Below are 16,220 nucleotides of genomic sequence, written 5' to 3' on the forward strand. Positions count from 1 at the left end.
CCGGTCCCGCGCGCGCCTGAACCGCCCCGGGGTGCCGCCCCTGCTGAAGGAAGAGCTACGGCGCGCCGTGGCCCGAGGCGGTCGAGTTCATGCCGTGGTGCACGAGGGGGGACTCGAACCCCCAAGCCTCGCGGCGCCGGAACCTAAACCCGGTGCGTATACCGATTCCGCCACTCGTGCGCGCGCACGCTTGTGGCACCCCACGCCAGCCTCATCAAGCTGGAAAATGAGATTGCCGCGGTGCGCCGATCGCGTCAGGGCGGGGATGCTCGAGCAGCCCGGACGTGAAATTCGCGCCGGGGTCGAACCTGGAGCATCCGGCGGATCGGCGGACGGCGCCGCCCTGGAGGGGCCGCAAACCTGGGCTGGCCCGTGCGCACGAACCGCGCACCGGCCAGGAGGCGCGCGGTGGGCGAGCCGACAGCATGGGGTCGCGGTCGTTGCCGGGGGCGGAGGTGCGCCGCGCGAGGAGCGCGAAACGGGCACAGCGACGGTCGAGGGGGCCGCGGGGCAGCCCCACCCGCGGCGTCGCGCGAACGGCCGCGTTTGACGCCGAGATCCGGGGCCGACGAGGGCCGGGCGGCGGCGGCGGCCCGCCGTCGGCACGTGCGTTGCGAAGAGGGGGCACCGTCCGCGGACGCGGATGCTGCCGCTGAACGACGGGGAGCGCGCTGGTGGCCGTCCTCGTCGATGCGGCGCAATTCGACTGCAAGCCGCAGGGATACCGATGACGTACCAACCGAACGTTCTCCTCCTCGATCAGGACCACGTCCTCCGGAGGGCCACGGCGCTCCTCCTCTGCAACCGCGGCGCCCTCGTCAGCCCGGCCGCGACCCTGGACGACGCGATCTCCCTCTCGCGCGAGCGCGTCTACGACGTCGCGCTGATCGATCTCGCCCCCGGGACGAAGAGCGCCCGCGAGATCCTGGGCCGCCTGCGCCGCGAGGGCACGATGCCGCGGCGGGTCGTCTTCTGCGCCGACGAGCCGGTCTCGTGCGACGGCGCGGACGACGTCAGCGAGGTGCTGCTCAAGCCGTACGCCTTCGGCCGGCTCCTCAGCACGATCTTCGTCGACCTCGGCGCCCCGCCCTCCACGAAGTCCGGGGTCTTTCCCCGCCTCCGGCTGGTCCGCGGCGACCTCGGCAAGGCGGAGCGGAGCGGGCCGGGCGAGCGAGGCGTGCGCGCCGCCGGCGGGGTGGCCCTCGACGCGGCGGTCCCTCCGGTCGCGCCGCGCGGGGCCTCCGTCGAGGCGCGCAGCGGCGCGTCCGTCGAGGCGCGCGGCGGCGCCGTGGTCCGGCTCCAGCGCAGGACGCGCAGCGGCCCCTCCGGGCGGACGGTCAGGTCGACCCGGCGCGCGCCGCGAGGTGCTCGCCATCCCGGATGACGATCCGCCGCCGGTCGAACGAGATCAGGCCGGCGCGCTTCAGCTTGCCGAGCAGCAGGGTGACCGTCTCGCGGGTGGAGCCGATGAGCAGCGCGATGTCGGCGTGCGTGAAGGGGGCCGACACCAGCTCGCCGGCGGCGTGAGGCTGCCCCCACCGCCGGGCGGCGGCGCGGAGGAACTCGAGCAGGCGCGCCTCGACCGTGCAGAGGAGCAGCGAGCCGAGGCGCGCCTCGGTCTCGAGCTGGCGCGCCACGAGCGCCGCCACGAGCGCGGCGCGGATCGCCGGGTCAGCCGCGACGAGCCGGTCGAGCCCGGCGAGCGGCACGAGGAGCGCGTCCCCCTCGTCGAGCACCGTCGCGCTCTCGGACGCCACCGTCGCGCCCGCGAGCGCGCTATCGCCCACGAGGTCGCCGGGCCCGCGGTGCCCGAGCGGAAAGACCCGCCCGTCGGCGACGCGCTCGACCTTCACGCGCCCCGCCCCGAGCAGGACCAGGTGCCGCGCCGGCGCGCCCTGCTGGACGATGCTCTGCCTGCGCGCGAGCCGCTCGAACCTGCCGATCTCGAGCAGCGCATGCCGGCTCGGCGACGTCAGGCGGGCGAACGGTGAGCGCGACAGGATCCGCTCCTTGTCGGCGTCCAGGGAGACGTCGCCGCGCACCCCCTCGATCCCCAGCGTAGGTCCGCGCACCTTCGGCCGTTCCATCGCGCCTTCGCCCAACCTTTCGGGATTTCAAGCCTCCCGATCGGCCCGCGATAGTGCAACGATCCGTTGACGGGGGCCAATCCAAACAGGTTGCGAGCGAGCTCCCAGGCAGGGTGAAAAAATCCTGCCGTGGTCCAGAGGCTGACACTGTGTTCAGCCGTGCAGGACCCAGGCCCTGCACTATTTTTTGGTGCAGACGTGAAAGCAAGACCCGGGCCGCTGCCCCGTTCGATGCTACGTTGGGGGTGAGGCCACCAATGAAACACTCGATGGCACGAACCTCGCGCAATGCCCCGGCCCCCCTTCGGCGGGTGGCGCAGGCGGCGAACTGAGAGAAGGAGCTCCTCATGGGCATGGAGATGAAGCTCCAGTTCAAGCTGTCCCAGCAGCTTGTGATGACCCCGCAGCTGGTGCAGGCCATCCGGCTGCTGCAGCTCTCGCGGCTCGAGCTGGTCGACGAGATCAGGAAGGAGCTGGACGGCAACCCGGTCCTCGCGGACGACATGACCGACCCGAAGGCGCGGGACGGGGAGAAGGGGGATCAGAGGGGGAGGAACGCCGACCTGCCGACGGAGCAGCGGCTCGAGAACGGCGAGCGGTTCGACCGCGACACCGACATCGCGGCGCGCGAGACGGAAAAGCGGGTGAAGGAGGTGGACTGGGAGCAATTCCTGGAAAACCGCCAGCTCCAGCAGGCAATGCCGGCGCACCGGGGCGGCTTCGAGGAGCTGCCGCCGATCGATCAGAACCTGACGAAGCCGTCGAACCTGCGCGACCACCTGCTCTGGCAGCTCCAGATGAGCGATTTCGTCGAGAACGAGCGGCAGTTCGCGCTGCTCGTCATCGGCAACCTCGACGAGAAGGGATACCTGGACCTCAAGGGGGGCGAACGTCCGGACGGGACGAAGGGGCCCGACCTCTGCCTCGCGGACCTGGCGCGGGAGGCGGAGCTGCACCCGGAGGACGCGGAGGAGGTGCTGGCGATGATCCAGCGCTTCGACCCGGTCGGGGTCGCCGCGCGCGATCTGTCGGAGTGCCTGCGGGTCCAGGCGGAGGTGCTCGGCTTCGACGCGATCGAGATGGCGATCATCAAGGACCACCTCCACAACGTGGAGCGGCGCAACTTCCCCGCGATCGCGAAGGCGCTGAAGATCGCGCTGGAGGACGTCTACGACGCCGTCCAGGAGATCCAGAAGCTGGAGAGCGTGCCGGCGCGCAACTTCGCCGAGGTCGACGAGAAGACGATCGCGATCACCCCCGACGTGTACGTCATCAAGGACGGCGATCAGTTCGTCGTCACCGACAACGACAAGGGGCTCCAGCGGCTCTACATCAACGAGAACCTCGCCCAGCGGATGCTCAAGGATCCGAAGGCGAAGGAGTTCATCAGCGAGAAGCTCCGGAGCGCGCAGTGGCTGATCCGGGCCATCGAGCAGCGGCGGCGCACGATCATCAAGGTGACCGAGTGCATCGTCGAGAAGCAGCGCGAGTTCCTCGAGCGCGGCGTGGGCTACCTGAAGCCCATGATCCTCAGGGACGTCGCCGAGTCGGTGGGCATGCACGAGTCGACCATCTCCCGCGTGACGTCGAACAAGTACGTGCACACGCCCCAGGGGCTCTTCGAGCTCAAGTACTTCTTCAACTCATCCATCCACCGGGTGGCGGACGAGGACATCGCCTCGGAGAGCGTCAAGCAGGCGATCAAGAAGATCATCGTGGCCGAGGACAAGTCGAACCCGTACAGCGACCAGGCGATCGTCAAGATCCTCGAGGAGACGGACGGCATCAAGATCGCCCGCCGCACCGTGGCCAAGTACCGCGAGATGCTCGGCATCCTGAGCTCGTCGAAGCGCAAGAAGATGTTCTGAGCCGCGCCGGGCCGCCCGCCCGGCCACCCCAGCCATGCCCGCCGATCCGATCACGGCCGCACAGCTCTTCGAGCGCTTCTTCGCGCCGCACTACCCGCCCGACGCGCTCGCCGACCTGGCGAGCGCGCGCTCGACCGACGCGAACCCGGCCGGAAACCCGTCGATCCTGGCCCAGATGGAGCACGCGGCGGAGGTGTTCGCCCGGCTCGCGCCCGGGGCGTTCGGCGCGCCCGACCTCGGGCTCGATTTCTCCGACGCGTCGGTCCACCGCCTGGGCGCGGCGCTGACGCGCGAGCGGCGCGACGCCTGGCTCGCGCCGGCAAAGGGCGCGGGGGACGCTGACGGCGCGCGGGACGCCGACGGCGCGCCGACGAGGAGCGGGGCGGGGGAGCCGCCCATGATCGTCACCCTGGTGACGCACGGGGCGCTCTACGTCGGGGCGTGCGTCGCCAGGAACCACGGCGGAAAATGGCTGGTCCGGAGGCCGCTGTGGGAGTCGCTGGTCCGGCTCGAGTCGCGGGCGGGGACGGGCGATCTCGCGATCTTCCAGTGGTGGCTCAAGGCGCTCAGCGACGAGGAGATCGGCCGCGGGAGGCTCGTGGATCGCTACCGCACCCACGTGGAGGTGCCGACCTTCGACGCCGAGCAGCTGCCGATCATCGCCGCGGGCGACCGGCGGATCCCGAGGCTCGCGAAGGTGCGGTACGACGCGCTCTACAAGCACCTGCGCGCGCACCTGCCGGAGCTCAGGTCGGTCGGCGAGGATTTCCCGTCCCCCGAGCGGTTCGAGGAGATGGGGTTCAAGAGCATGGAGTTCGCGCTGCTCGGCGGCGGGCGGATGCTCCTCATGCACGGGGCGACCGCGGAGGGGGTGCACCTGTTCTGGCTGGACGCGAGCGGCTTCGTGAAGTCCGTGTACTACCCGGCCGACAGCTTCCCCGCGCACGTGGTCCAGGTCGAGGGCGAGAAGATCCGGGTGATCGTGCCCGTCCGCGGCGAGACCCAGGCGCACGAGATGCTCTGGTGGGGGGCGTAGCCGGCCGCGCCGGCGCGCGGGGCCGACGCTCGCGCGCGGCGCTCGCCGGGGGTAGGCTCGCCCCCGTGCTGTCGTCCGACGTCCGCTTCGAGGGGTTCACCGCGACCGACTGGGTCCGCGTGCTGTCGTTGTTCAGGCCGCGGCGCGCGGGCAGCGACACGCGCGAGGCCGACCGGCCGCGCGGCGGCGTCGTCGCGGTCCACGCGGGCGGCAGGCTCAGGAAGCTCATGCACACGGACGCCGGCCGGCTCCGGATCGACGACGCGCAGCGCGCCCCGCCGCGCACCGCGGAGGAGCTCGCCGCGCGCCACCACGCGAGCTGGGCCGCCGTGATCGAGGCGGGCGCCCTCGAGGCGATCGTGGAGCGGTTCGGGGCGCGCATGCGGCGCGGCGACGACCTCATCGCGCAGTCGCTCCTCCTGCTGCAGCTCGCGCGCGAAGAGGTCCTCGCCGGGAGGATCGACGTCTGGCCGGCGCGGCTGCGCGGCGTGCCGATGCCGTCGCCGGGCGTCGTGCGGGGCACGCTGGAGTCGCTCGCCGGGGTCGGCAAGACGATGGTGATCGGCCTGTTCGAGGGCGGGGAGCTGTGGACGAGCGTCGCGATGCGCCGCGACGCGCGGGGGATCAACCTGATCCTCGGGCCGGACGAGGTGCGGAAGGACATGGGCCTGCTCGCCGGCGACTGGCGCCGCGACTACCGGCACCTCTCGCGCGCCATCGAGGAGCGGGCGGGGGAGCTGTCGCTCGGCTGCTTCGCGGAGGCGGAGACCATCCGGAAGCTCGAGGTCGACCCGAGCCCGGGCGCCTGGGCGCGGGCGGTGGCGGTGCGCGACGTGATCCTCGCGCCGGTGCCCGCAGCCCTCGCCATCCCGCTCGGGATCGACGCGGGGCGCGCGGCGCTCAGCGCCCTCCGCGCGATCGCGGAGCGGATCGATCCGATGGGGATCGTGGGGCCCGCGATGCGGGCGGTGCTCGAGCGCGCCGGCACCGACAGTGAGATGGCCGCGATGCTGCCGTTCCACCCGCTCGAGCTCCTCCGCAAGCTGATCAGCCGGGAGCGCTGATCCGGGGCGAGCGCGCGCGGGGTCGCGGCGCGGCCGCGCCGCCGCGTCAGGGGTGCGCGGTGCTCGAGTCGCCGCCCTGGACCGCGGGCGCGAGCTGGAAGCGGCGCTCCTCGCAGGCGTACGCGGTCGGGGTCAGCTCGATGACGGTGTGCAGCGGGATCGGCAGCGTCGGGCACGAGGGCGCCGGGCGATCCACGAGGTACGCGTACAGCGCGCGCAGCACCGCCTGGTGGCCGATCACGAGCACGGGCGAGCGCTGGCGCTCGAGCTGGATGATCAGCGGGTCGAGGCGCTGGATGACGTCCTCGTACGACTCGCCGCGCGGGTAGCGGTAGCGGAACTTGTCGGCCGCGCGCGCGTTGAAGACCTCGGGCATCTGCTGCCGGATCTCCTCGTAGGTCATGCCCTCGCAGACGCCCGCGTCGATCTCGTCGAGGGCGCGCCAGGCGACGTGGTTCTGCGTGATCGGGCGCGCGGTCTGGATGGTGCGGCGCAGGGTGCTCGTCCAGACGTTGACGTGCTCGTCGCCGGCCCGCTCGCGGATGAAGACGGAGAGGTTCTTCGCGTACTCGTCGCCGCGCGCGCTGAGATCCGAGTCGCCGCCGAGCAGGCCCTTCTCGTTGAACACGCTCTCGCCGTGGCGGGTGAGCCAGATCGGGTGCGGCGTGAGGTGCATGTTCATCAAGAGCGGGACGAGCCGCGCCGGCAGGTAGCCGTGGATGCGGTTCAGCACGACCTGGCGGCCGACGTCGATGATCTTGATGTAGCTCTTCTCGGGCTCGCCCAGCGGCTCGTACGCGCGGGCGTAGTGCGCGATGCGCGCGCGGAAATCGCGCAGCGCCGCCTCGGGATCGACGCCCTGGTAGTCCGGGGAGCGGAGCTTCGTCTCGCGGACGTTGGTCTCGATGATCGACTCGTCGTTGCAGATCGACTCGATGAAGACGACCGGGAAGCCGTGCGCCTGGCAGCGCTCGGTGACGAGGTTCCGGCGCGCGCGGGTGCTGTTCGTGGCGTCGTAGATCGCCACCTCGCCGCCGGAGCTGAGCCAGCCGATGAGGTCGTCGAGCGCCGTCATCGCCATGCCGAGCAGCGCCTGGCGGCCCGAGGTGTTGTCGGGGTCGAAGAACTGGTGCGGCTGCGCGGTGCCGAGGTGCGCGCGGCGGTAGTTGCCGACGTTGAAGAGCCGCGTGGGGTGGCCGAGCCACGAGAGGTACCGCGCGATCTTGCGGGCGATGGATGTCTTGCCCCGGGCGGGCAGGCCCACCATGGCGAGGACGATCGGCGACGAGTCGCGCGCGAGCGAGACCATGGGACCGTTCTAGCCGATGATGGTACGGCCGGCGACGATCGCGGAAAGCAGCCGGCCGCTCCGCTGTCCGTCGCGCCGGTAGGAGAAGAAGCGGGCGGGGTCACACGCCGTGCACCCGCTGACGTCGTCGACCCGCGCCGCGTCGAGCCCGACCTCGGCGAGCTGGGCCTTGAGGATGCTCCGGACGTCGACGTGCGGGCGCGCGCCGGGGGCGCCGCGGACGACGGCGGATCCACCGGCAGCGGAGCAGGCGGCGAGTTCGGCGGCGACGTCGTCGCCGACCTCGAAGCAGCACGCCTCGATGTGCGGGCCGATCGCGGCGACGAGATCGGCGTCGAGGCCGGCGAGCGATCTCAGCGCGCGGGCGGCCTCCACGACCACGCGGAGCACGGTGCCGCGCCAGCCGCTGTGGACCGCGGCGACGGCGCCGCTCCGGCGGTCGGCCAGGAGGATCGGCGCGCAGTCGGCGCTGCGGACGCCGCAGCCGACCCCGGCCACGCGCGAGAGGGTGACGTCGCCCACCTCGCGGACGACGGCGTCGCGATCCTCGTCGCCGGTGAGCACGCGCGCGGCGACGCCGTGGACCTGGCTGAGGTAGTAGAGCCGCGCCGCGGGGATCCCGAGGCGGCGCGCCGCGCGCTCCAGGTTCTCGCGCACCGCGGCGGGATCGTCGCCCAGCGCGACGGCGAAGCTCAGGGTGTCCCACGGGGGGGCGCTGACGCCGCCGCGCCGGGTGAAGAAGGCGTGCGAGAAGCCGGCGGCGGCGAGGAACGGGCTCTCGAGCGCCTCGGCCGCCCCGGGGGCGTCCAGTTTTGCGGTCATTTGTCCTGTCACGGCGCGATCGACGCGTCGGCTGCTTCGGTCATAGACGATACGGGTGGGTTGCGTGGTATTTTCCCGCTCCACGCATGGCCGCCGGTCCGGACCCGAACATCGGTCGAGATCTGCTCGGGGGGCAGTTCCAGATTCTTCAGAAGATCGGCTCCGGCGGCATGGGGTCGGTCTACAAGGCCGCACAACCGGCGATGAACCGGATGGTGGCGGTGAAGATCCTCCACCCGAAGCTCGCGAACCGAAAAGATCTCGTCTCTCGCTTCCGCCGCGAGGCGCGGGCGATGAGTCATCTCACGCACCCGAACACCGTGAAGGTGCTGCTCTACGGCGAGCTCGAGGACGGCTCGCTGTACATCGTCATGGAGTACCTGGAGGGCAAGAACCTGAACCAGGTGGTCCGGAAGGAAGGGCCGCTGCCCATCGAGCGCGCGATCCCGATCCTCATCCAGGTCTGCGGCGCCCTGCAGGAAGCGCACATCCAGGGGATCGTGCACCGCGACCTGAAGCCCGAGAACATCTTCCTGTCGACCAACGGCGGGCTGAAGGACTACCCGAAGGTGCTCGACTTCGGGCTCGCGAAGGTGACGGAGCGCGAGCTCAGGCCGGGGTCGGTGATGCTCACGCAAGAGGGCATGGTCTTCGGGACGCCGGAGTTCATGTCGCCCGAGCAGGCGCAGGGCAAGGTGCTCGACGCGCGCAGCGACATCTACTCGCTGGCGACCATCCTCTACGAGGTGCTCACGGGCAAGCTGCCGTTCGAGGCGCGCACGCCGATGGAGTACATCCAGCACCACGTGACCAAGAACCCGATCCCGCTCGACGAGCGCGTCCCCGGGAAGCAGTTCCCGCACGGGCTCGCGGCGGTGCTCGGCAAGGCGCTCGAGAAGCGGCCCGAGGACCGGTTCGAGTCGGCCGCGGAGTTCGCCGACGCGCTCAAGCCGTTCGCGGGCGGCGCGGGCAAGGGCTACACGGCGATGATGCCGAAGAACGCGAACGCGGTGCTCGAGCAGGCGGCGAAGCAGCACGCCGCCGCGCTCCAGGCGAACAAGGCGCCTGCGTCGACGTTCAAGTCGCCGGCGAAGACGGTGAAGATGATGCAGCAGCCGCCGGCGCCGGCCGCCAAGCCGGCGCCCGCGCCCCTGGCGAAGACGCCGACCAAGGCCGATACGCCGGCCAGGGCCGAGGCGAAACCGCTGCTGCTCGTCGGCATCGCGGCGGGGTGCCTGATCGCGGGCATCCTGATCACCATCGTGGCCATGCGGCTGTTCCAGGGCTGATCCTCGGCCGCTGCGCCCCAGGATCGAGGCGCTCCCACGCGGGCGTGCTAGCGTCGCCGCTCCGGCGCGCCGGGCGCTCTGGATGCGCATCGCATGCGCCAGCGTTCACGGGGACGGCGTCATGGCCTCGGAGCAATCAGGGAACCCTGGGGGAAACGGGAACGATCCGATCGGCAAGGCCGATCCGCCGCGGCGCGCCTCGGAGCCGCCGCGGAGGACATCCGAGCCGCCACGGCATGCGTCGGAGCCGCCGCGGCATGCGTCGGAGCCGCCGCGGCATGCGTCGGAGCCGGCGCGGCGCGCGTCGGAGCCGGCGTGGCGCGGGTCGGAGCCGGCGCGGCGCGCGTCGGAGCCGGCGCGGCGCGCGTCGGAGCCGGCGTGGCGGGCGTCGGAGCCGGCGTGGCGGGCGTCGGAGGCGCCGCGGCGGGCGTCCGAGCCGCCGCGGGTAGCGTCGGAGCCGCCGGCGCGGAGGTCCGTGCCGCCGGGGCGAGGGAGCGAGCCGCCGCAGCGGATCAGCGCGGGGGCGCGGCCGATCAGCGCGTCGCACCTCGAGGGCGCGCCGCCCCCGCCGGACGGGGCGGCCGCGCAGGACAGGAACGCCAGGCTCGCGACCTGGGCGAAGCGCATCGGGATCGCGCTCGCGGCGCTGCTCGTCCTCGCCGGCGTCGCGGTCGTGCTCGTCGTCCAGCACTACGAGGCGGACCTGCCCTCGACCCGCGAGCTCAAGGACTACCGGCCCCCGCAGGTGACGCGCATCCTCGCGCGCGACGGGACGCGCCTCGGCGAGCTCTTCACCGAGCGACGCACCGTGGTGCGCATCGGCGAGATCCCGAACCAGGTGAAGCTCGCCGCGCTCGCCGCCGAGGACGCCGGCTTCTACGAGCACGCAGGGCTGAACTACCTCGGCATGCTCCGCGCGCTCGCGGTGAACCTCCGCTCGACCCAGACGAGGCAGGGCGCGAGCACGATCACCCAGCAGGTCGTCAAGAACGTCCTGCTCACGCCGGACCGGACCTACGGCCGCAAGGCGCGCGAGATCATCCTGGCCCGCAGGATCGAGCAGGAGCTCACGAAGGACGAGATCCTGGAGCTCTACCTCAACAAGATCTACTTCGGCCACGGCCGCTACGGGGTCGAGGAGGCAAGCCGGTACTACTTCGGCAAGGGCGTGCGCGACGTGACGCTCGCCGAGGCCGCGCTGCTCGTCGCCGTCGTGAAGGGGCCGTCGGTGTACTCGCCCCGCGTGAACCTCGAGCGCGCCGTGGGGCGGCGCGACTTCGTGCTCGATCAGATGAAGCGCAAGGGCTTCGCGGACGAGATCCTGGTCGAGCAGGCGAAGCGGGAGCCGGTGGTGCTCGCCATCGAGACCGAGTCGCTCGCGGAGCTCGCGCCCGAGGTGGTCTCCGAGGCGCAGCGCGTGCTGCGCGAGGTCGCGGGGCCCGCCGCGCAGCAGGGCGGCTACACGATCACGACCACGATCGATCCGGCGACGCAGGCGGCGGCGCGCGCCGCGGTCCGCAAGAACATCGACGCGTACGCGAAGCGGCACAAGCTGTTCGGGCCGCTCGCGCGGGCCAAGAAGGAGCCGCCGCCGTTCGAGGGGACGCCCTCCGGCCACAAGGTCTTCCGGGGGATCGTCACGGGCGCCGACGACGCTCGAGGGACGCTGTCCGTGCGGGTAGGCACCGTCGAGGGCACGGTCTCGCTCCGCGGCGCGCAGCGGTACAACCCGAACGGGCTCGTGCCGAGCAAGTTCGCCGAGGTCGACAAGGTGGTGCGCGTCAGTTTGATCGGCCCGGCGCCGGAGCCGGTCGTCGCGGCCGCCGCGCCGGCCGAGGGGGACGACGAGGACGCCGCCGCCGGCGAGGCGAAGCGCGCCGCGCCCGCGGGCAACGCGGCGAAGCCCGCGGCGCCGGTGCCGATGCGGCTCGAGCTCGGGCCCGAGGGGGCGCTCGTCGCGATCGACGTGCGGACGCGCGAGATCGTCGCGCTCGTCGGCAGCTACGAGGCGGTGCGCGGCGGGCTCGACCGCGCGACGTTCGCGCGGCGGCAGCCAGGGTCGACGTTCAAGGCGTTCGTCTACGGCTACGGGATCCACGCGCGCACGCTGACGCCGGCGACGATCCTGGAGACCAACCCGTCGGCCGTCGCCGGGTACAACCCGCAGAACCACGACGAGAGCGAGGGGAAGTCGCCCGCGCGGCTGCGCGAGGCGCTCGCGCACAGCGTGAACGTGGCCGCGGTGTCGGCGATGTCGCGCGTCGGCGCCTCGAACGTTGTCGCCTTCGCGGGCGCGCTCGGCGTCCAGTCGAAGCTCGGCGCAGACCTGTCGCTCGCGCTCGGCGCGTACGAGGTGACGCCGCGCGAGATGGCGGCCGCGTACGCGAGCATCGCCGCGGGCGGCGTCCACGAGCAGCCGGTCCTCATCACGAAGATCGTCGGGCCCGGAGGCGTGGAGATCCCGCTGCCGCCGCGCCCGCCGGCGCACCGCGTGATGGAGGAGGCCGAGGCGTACGTGCTCACGAGCCTGCTGACGTCGGTCGTGCAGAGCGGGACCGCGAGGCAGGCGCGCTCGCTCGGGCGGCCGATCGCCGGCAAGACGGGGACGACGAACCAGTCGAAGGACACGTGGTTCGTCGGCTACTCGACCGACATCGCCTGCGCTGTGTGGACCGGCTACGACGACGCGGCGCCGCTCGGCAAGGGCGAGGCGGGCGCCACGTCGGCGCTGCCGGCGTTCGTCGATTTCATGAAGCAGGCGCACGCGAAGCGCCCGGCGGCCGACTTCCCGGTGCCGAGCGGCGTGGTGCGCGTGAAGATCGATCCGGCGACGGGGCTCCTCGCGCGCGAAGGGCAGGAAGACGCGATCGAGGAGGTGTTCGTCGCCGGCACGGAGCCGGCCGAGGAAGCGCCGGTCCCCGAGGCGGACGCGGGCGCGGAGGCCGCGGACGGCGGCGCCCCGGAAGATCTGCAGGGCGTCGTGCCGGCGCCGGGCGAGGGGCCACAGCCGGCCACGGCAGCGCCGGGAGCCGCGACAGCGCCGCCGACGCCCGGTGAGTCGGAGCACGCGCCGGAGCCGGGGCCGCTGCCGGCGGGCGACCCGGCGCCGCCGCCGTTCTGAGCGGCGCCGCCCTGACGCGCTAGCCGGCGCCCGGCGCGGGCGCCGACGCGGGCGGGCCGCCTGGACCGACGGCGACGCCGGGGAACGGGCCCGTCACGGCCAGCGTGAGGCCGTCTTCCTGCATGTTCAGGAACAGCGCCCTGCCGTCGGGCGAGAAGCACACGCCGGCGAGCTCGCCGAGGCTCCGCGCGTTGTGCGCGAAGTCGAAGACCTGCCCGTCCACGCTCAGGCATCGAACGAAGTTCCCGAGCGGGCCGTCCTCCACGAGGAAGAGCTCGCCCCAGGGCGCGACGGTGATGTTGTCGGGCATGTCCAGCGCATCCCGGTCGGTCGCGTGCGCGAGGAGCTCGATCGTGCCGCCGTCTCCCTCGGGGACCACCTGGAAGATCTGCCCGGCGCCCGCCGGGCCGCCGGTCGTCGCGCTGAAGTACACGGCGCCTTGCGAGAGGCAGATGCCCTCGCCGCGCCGGAAGACGGCGGCCCCCTTGGCCCGGGCCTGCTTCCGGACCGAGTCGTCCTTCGGATCGGGATCGTCGATGTCCACCCACGCGATCTCGCGCGGGTCCCCCGGAGCCCAGTCCGAGGTGTCGACGCCGCGCTCCCCGACGACGCCGAGCGCCTGGAGCTTGCCCTGGAACGGCGCCGCGGGATCCGCAGGCTTGAAGCGGTAAAAGCAGCCGTCCGTGCGATCCTCGGTCAGGTACGCGACGCTCGTCGCGGGATCGACGACCGCCGCCTCGTGGTAGAAGCGGCCGTAGCCCGTCAGGCGCTGCGGCGGCGCTACCCGCGACGCGGTCGCCGGGCACACGAAGACGTAGCCGTGGCGCGCGTCGACGTTCTCCTCGCAGGTGAGCCAGCCCCAGGGGCTCAGGCCGCCCGCGCAGTTCCGGTTGGTGCCGGCGAGCACGAGGTTGCTCGAGCGGCGCTCGAACGTCGCCGCGTCGACCACGAGCCGCGTGACGCCGCCCATGCTCGCGGCGTCGTACGCCTCCGCCGGCGCGCTCTGGCCCGCTTTGTAAGGGCCGATCGCCCTGTCCGCCGGCCCGTTCTCGTGATTCCTGAGCAGGACGACGGTGCTGTCGGGTCCAGGAAAGCATCCCATTCCGTCCGGTCGGCCGGGCACCCGATAGCCGTCGTCCATGTCGGCGCCGGCGCGCTCGAGGATCCGGTAAGTGAAGCCCGGCGGAAGATCGAGGATGCGCGACGGATCGGGCACGAGGGGCCCGAACCGGCCGACCGCCCGGGGCTGCGTCCTCCGCGAGAAGATCAGGGAGAGCGGCAGGGCCAGCGTCGCGACCGCCGCCCCGCCGAAGCGCAGGAACGATCGCCTCGGGACGCGTCGTCGCATGAGGACTATGTATGTCAGCGAGCGGTCCGGCGAAAGCCGTCGACCTCGCGCGTCAAGAGGCTGGTCCTGCGCTGGCGCGGAAGCAGAAGAGGTCAGCGGGCCCGTCGCGTCGCGAGAGCGCCTGTCGGGAGCTCACGCGACCCTCCTCGCCTCACCCGGGCTGGGATCCGTCGGAACCGGTGGGGACCAGGACCTTCGAGGATGCGCGGCCGATGAGCCGGCGCAGGATCTGCTTCGCGCCGATCGCCCCGCCCGCCCCCACGGCGAACACGAGGGGCGCCGCCGCGCCGCCCGTCACCGCGACGAGGCCCGCCGCGAGCAGCACGCCGGCGCCCGTCGCGACCGCGCCCGTCGAGGCCTCCTGGGCCGCGTGCGCGAGCGCTTCGTTCCTCGTCATCTGGCCGCGCTGGTAGGCCGTGACCCCCTCGTACGCGCCGAACGCGCCGTCGATGACGAACCCGATCCCGGCCGCCTTGCCCGCGCCCTTCAGGACCTCCCGGCCGGCGGTCTTCATCGCCTCGCGGGCGAGCGCCTTCGCCGCCGCAGCCGACGCGCCGTCGGCGAGCGCCGCCTGGCCGGCCTGCCGCGCCGCCTCGTGGACGACGAGCGCGCCCGCCTGCTTGCCGCCCTGATCGACGATGATCTTCGCCGCCGCCGTCGCCTGCGAGCCCAGCGAGAGCCCCGGCGCGAACGCGTCCACGACCGCCGTGGTGTTCTCGACCATCGCGCGCCGCAGGCCTTCCCGCGCGCCCTCGTCGAGGAGCCCCTTGCCCGCGGTCGAGAACAGCGCCTCTGCCGCCCCGCGCACGGCGACCGCGCCGCTCCCTGCAACCGAACCAAGGATCTTGTCTCGTCGTGAGCTCATCTCGACCTCTGCTTCTCGCGCGTTTTCGCCTCGAGAAGGGGTAGCGCCCCGGGGCGGAAAGACAAGCTCAGCGCCGCGCGCCCGCGGGCGCCGCGCGCGGGCGAGATCCGTCCCCGCGCACCGCGCACCGGCGTGACGATGAGCTCGTCCGAGGGCAGGCAGAGGCGGCGCGTCAGGGCGCGCGGCGCCGAGGCGCGCGGGTCGTCGCGCTGCCGCGCCGGATCAGGCGCTCGCCGTGGCCGCCGGCGTGAACACGACGCGCACGCAGCCGTCCTGCTTCTTCTTGAAGAGCTGGTACCCGCGCGGGCCGTCCTCGAGGCGCATCGGGTGCGTCACGAGGAACGAGGGATCGATCTCGCCGCGCTCGATGTGCTCGATCAGGCGCGGCATGTAGCGCTGCCCGTGCTGCTGCCCCATCCGGAAGACGAGGCCCTTGTTCATGGCCGCGCCGAGCGGGAACTTGTCGATGAAGCCGCCATAGGCGCCGACGATCGACACCGTGCCCCCCTTGCGGCAGGCCATGATCGCCTGGCGCAGCGCGATCGGACGATCCGTCTCGAGCCGCATCGCCTGCTTGGCGCGGTCGTAGGCGTACTCGAGGCCGCTCCCGTGCGCCTCCATCCCGACCGCGTCGATGCACGCGTCAGGGCCGCGGCCCCCCGTCATGTCGCGGAGCGCCTCGTGCACGTCGACCTCGTCGCAGTCGAGCACCTCCGCGCGGCCGCGCTCCCTGGCCAGCCGGAGGCGCTCGGGGATCCGGTCGATGGCGATCACCCGCTCCGCGCCGAGCAGGTAGGCGCTGAGGATCGCCATCAGCCCGACGCCGCCGGCGCCCCACACCGCGATCACGTCGCCGGGGCGGATCCCGCACAGGTCCGCGCCCATGTAGCCGGTCGGCAAGGCGTCGGACACGAACAGCGCGCGCTCGTCCGGGACCCCGTCGGGGACCTTGAAGGCGCCCTGGTCGGCGAACGGGACGCGGACGTACTCGGCGTGGCTGCCGGCGATGCCGCCGAACGCGTGGCTGTAGCCGAAGATCGCCGCGGTCGTGTCGCCGTAGGCCTCGTCGAGCACGGCGTGGCCCGGGTTCGAGTTGTCGCAGAGCGACCAGAGCTCGTGCTCGCAGTAGAAGCAGCGCCCGCAGCCGACGATCGAGCAGACGACCACGCGATCGCCCCTCTTCAGCTTGCTCACGTCGGGGCCGACCTCGACGACCTCGCCGATGAACTCGTGGCCGAGGATGTCCCCCTTCTTCATCGTGGGCACGAGCCCGTCGAGCAGGTGCAGATCGGAGCCGCACACGGACGACATGCGGACGCGGACGATGGCGTCGTGGGGCGCGAGGATCCGCGGATCCGGCACCGTCTCGACGCGGAGATCGTTCACCCCCTTCCAGCAGAGCGCGCGCATA

At 72.6% G+C, this 16,220-nt stretch carries 12 protein-coding genes and 1 tRNA gene; 6 read left to right on the forward strand and 7 right to left on the reverse strand.

Annotation, left to right across the window (positions count from 1 at the left end; genetic code table 11):
- Positions 1 to 95: 95 nt before the first annotated feature.
- Positions 96 to 180: transfer RNA gene (locus WME76_RS00155), tRNA-Leu, on the reverse strand.
- Between the two features lie 547 nt (positions 181 to 727).
- Between WME76_RS00155 and WME76_RS00160 the strand changes: the two genes are divergently transcribed.
- Positions 728 to 1,384 carry a response regulator gene (locus tag WME76_RS00160; protein WP_437958202.1) on the forward strand — a complete coding sequence of 219 codons (657 nt, stop codon included), beginning with the start codon at positions 728 to 730 and terminating at the stop codon, positions 1,382 to 1,384.
- Here WME76_RS00160 and WME76_RS00165 read toward each other — a convergent pair.
- On the reverse strand, positions 1,338 to 2,087 hold the full coding sequence (locus WME76_RS00165; protein ID WP_437958203.1) for a Crp/Fnr family transcriptional regulator: 750 nt from the start codon (positions 2,085 to 2,087) through the stop codon (positions 1,338 to 1,340). The two genes, WME76_RS00160 and WME76_RS00165, sit on opposite strands and share 47 nt — an antisense overlap.
- Positions 2,088 to 2,434: 347 nt before the next feature.
- On the opposite strand from WME76_RS00165, the gene rpoN reads away from it, so the two are divergent.
- From rpoN to WME76_RS00180, 3 genes are all read left to right on the forward strand, one after another.
- On the forward strand, positions 2,435 to 3,955 hold the full coding sequence (rpoN, locus tag WME76_RS00170) for an RNA polymerase factor sigma-54 (protein ID WP_437958204.1): 1,521 nt from the start codon (positions 2,435 to 2,437) through the stop codon (positions 3,953 to 3,955).
- A gap of 34 nt (positions 3,956 to 3,989) precedes the next feature.
- Positions 3,990 to 4,991 carry a hypothetical protein gene (locus WME76_RS00175; protein ID WP_437958205.1) on the forward strand — a complete coding sequence of 334 codons (1,002 nt, stop codon included), beginning with the start codon at positions 3,990 to 3,992 and terminating at the stop codon, positions 4,989 to 4,991.
- Between the two features lie 65 nt (positions 4,992 to 5,056).
- Positions 5,057 to 6,055 carry a hypothetical protein gene (locus tag WME76_RS00180; protein WP_437958206.1) on the forward strand — a complete coding sequence of 333 codons (999 nt, stop codon included), beginning with the start codon at positions 5,057 to 5,059 and terminating at the stop codon, positions 6,053 to 6,055.
- A gap of 46 nt (positions 6,056 to 6,101) precedes the next feature.
- On the opposite strand, the gene WME76_RS00185 is transcribed toward WME76_RS00180, so the two are convergent.
- Together WME76_RS00185 and pgeF are read right to left on the reverse strand one after the other, a co-directional pair.
- On the reverse strand, positions 6,102 to 7,364 hold the full coding sequence (locus WME76_RS00185) for a bifunctional nucleoside/nucleotide kinase/histidine phosphatase family protein (protein ID WP_061616977.1): 1,263 nt from the start codon (positions 7,362 to 7,364) through the stop codon (positions 6,102 to 6,104).
- 9 nt (positions 7,365 to 7,373) lie between these two features.
- Entirely contained in the window at positions 7,374 to 8,186 is an 813-nt protein-coding gene (pgeF, locus tag WME76_RS00190; RefSeq protein WP_437958207.1) for a peptidoglycan editing factor PgeF, read from the reverse strand.
- A gap of 86 nt (positions 8,187 to 8,272) precedes the next feature.
- On the opposite strand from pgeF, the gene WME76_RS00195 reads away from it, so the two are divergent.
- A complete protein-coding gene (locus tag WME76_RS00195) occupies positions 8,273 to 9,475 on the forward strand; it encodes a serine/threonine protein kinase (protein WP_437958208.1) in 1,203 nt (400 codons plus the stop codon).
- A 475-nt stretch (positions 9,476 to 9,950) separates the two neighbouring features.
- On the forward strand, positions 9,951 to 12,596 hold the full coding sequence (locus WME76_RS00200) for a penicillin-binding protein 1A (protein WP_437958209.1): 2,646 nt from the start codon (positions 9,951 to 9,953) through the stop codon (positions 12,594 to 12,596).
- Between the two features lie 19 nt (positions 12,597 to 12,615).
- Here the strand turns inward: WME76_RS00200 and WME76_RS00205 are convergent, their stop codons facing one another.
- From WME76_RS00205 to WME76_RS00215, 3 genes are all read right to left on the reverse strand, one after another.
- Positions 12,616 to 13,944, reverse strand: coding sequence for an alkaline phosphatase PhoX (locus WME76_RS00205; protein ID WP_437958210.1), 1,329 nt, complete (start codon positions 13,942 to 13,944; stop codon positions 12,616 to 12,618).
- 151 nt (positions 13,945 to 14,095) lie between these two features.
- Positions 14,096 to 14,809: a hypothetical protein gene (locus WME76_RS00210; RefSeq protein ID WP_437958211.1), complete on the reverse strand. Its 714-nt coding sequence runs from the start codon at positions 14,807 to 14,809 to the stop codon at positions 14,096 to 14,098.
- 222 nt (positions 14,810 to 15,031) lie between these two features.
- Positions 15,032 to 16,219 carry a zinc-dependent alcohol dehydrogenase gene (locus tag WME76_RS00215; protein WP_437958212.1) on the reverse strand — a complete coding sequence of 396 codons (1,188 nt, stop codon included), beginning with the start codon at positions 16,217 to 16,219 and terminating at the stop codon, positions 15,032 to 15,034.
- Position 16,220: the final 1 nt, after the last annotated feature.

This window comes from Sorangium sp. So ce119, assembly GCF_051524405.1.
GTDB classification, from domain to species: domain Bacteria; phylum Myxococcota_A; class Polyangia; order Polyangiales; family Polyangiaceae; genus Sorangium; species Sorangium cellulosum_G.

Bases quoted from the DNA above. Each gene is read 5' to 3' on its own strand.
- rpoN (WP_437958204.1), top strand. From the start codon at position 2,435: ATGGGCATGGAGATGAAGCTCCAGTTCAAGCTGTCCCAGCAGCTTGTG.
- WME76_RS00175 (WP_437958205.1), top strand. From the start codon at position 3,990: ATGCCCGCCGATCCGATCACGGCCGCACAGCTCTTCGAGCGCTTCTTC.
- pgeF (WP_437958207.1), bottom strand. From the start codon at position 8,186: ATGACCGCAAAACTGGACGCCCCCGGGGCGGCCGAGGCGCTCGAGAGC.
- WME76_RS00195 (WP_437958208.1), top strand. From the start codon at position 8,273: ATGGCCGCCGGTCCGGACCCGAACATCGGTCGAGATCTGCTCGGGGGG.
- WME76_RS00185 (WP_061616977.1), bottom strand. From the start codon at position 7,364: ATGGTCTCGCTCGCGCGCGACTCGTCGCCGATCGTCCTCGCCATGGTG.
- WME76_RS00160 (WP_437958202.1), top strand. From the start codon at position 728: ATGACGTACCAACCGAACGTTCTCCTCCTCGATCAGGACCACGTCCTC.
- WME76_RS00205 (WP_437958210.1), bottom strand. From the start codon at position 13,944: ATGCGACGACGCGTCCCGAGGCGATCGTTCCTGCGCTTCGGCGGGGCG.
- WME76_RS00210 (WP_437958211.1), bottom strand. From the start codon at position 14,809: ATGAGCTCACGACGAGACAAGATCCTTGGTTCGGTTGCAGGGAGCGGC.
- WME76_RS00165 (WP_437958203.1), bottom strand. From the start codon at position 2,087: ATGGAACGGCCGAAGGTGCGCGGACCTACGCTGGGGATCGAGGGGGTG.
- WME76_RS00215 (WP_437958212.1), bottom strand. From the start codon at position 16,219: ATGCGCGCGCTCTGCTGGAAGGGGGTGAACGATCTCCGCGTCGAGACG.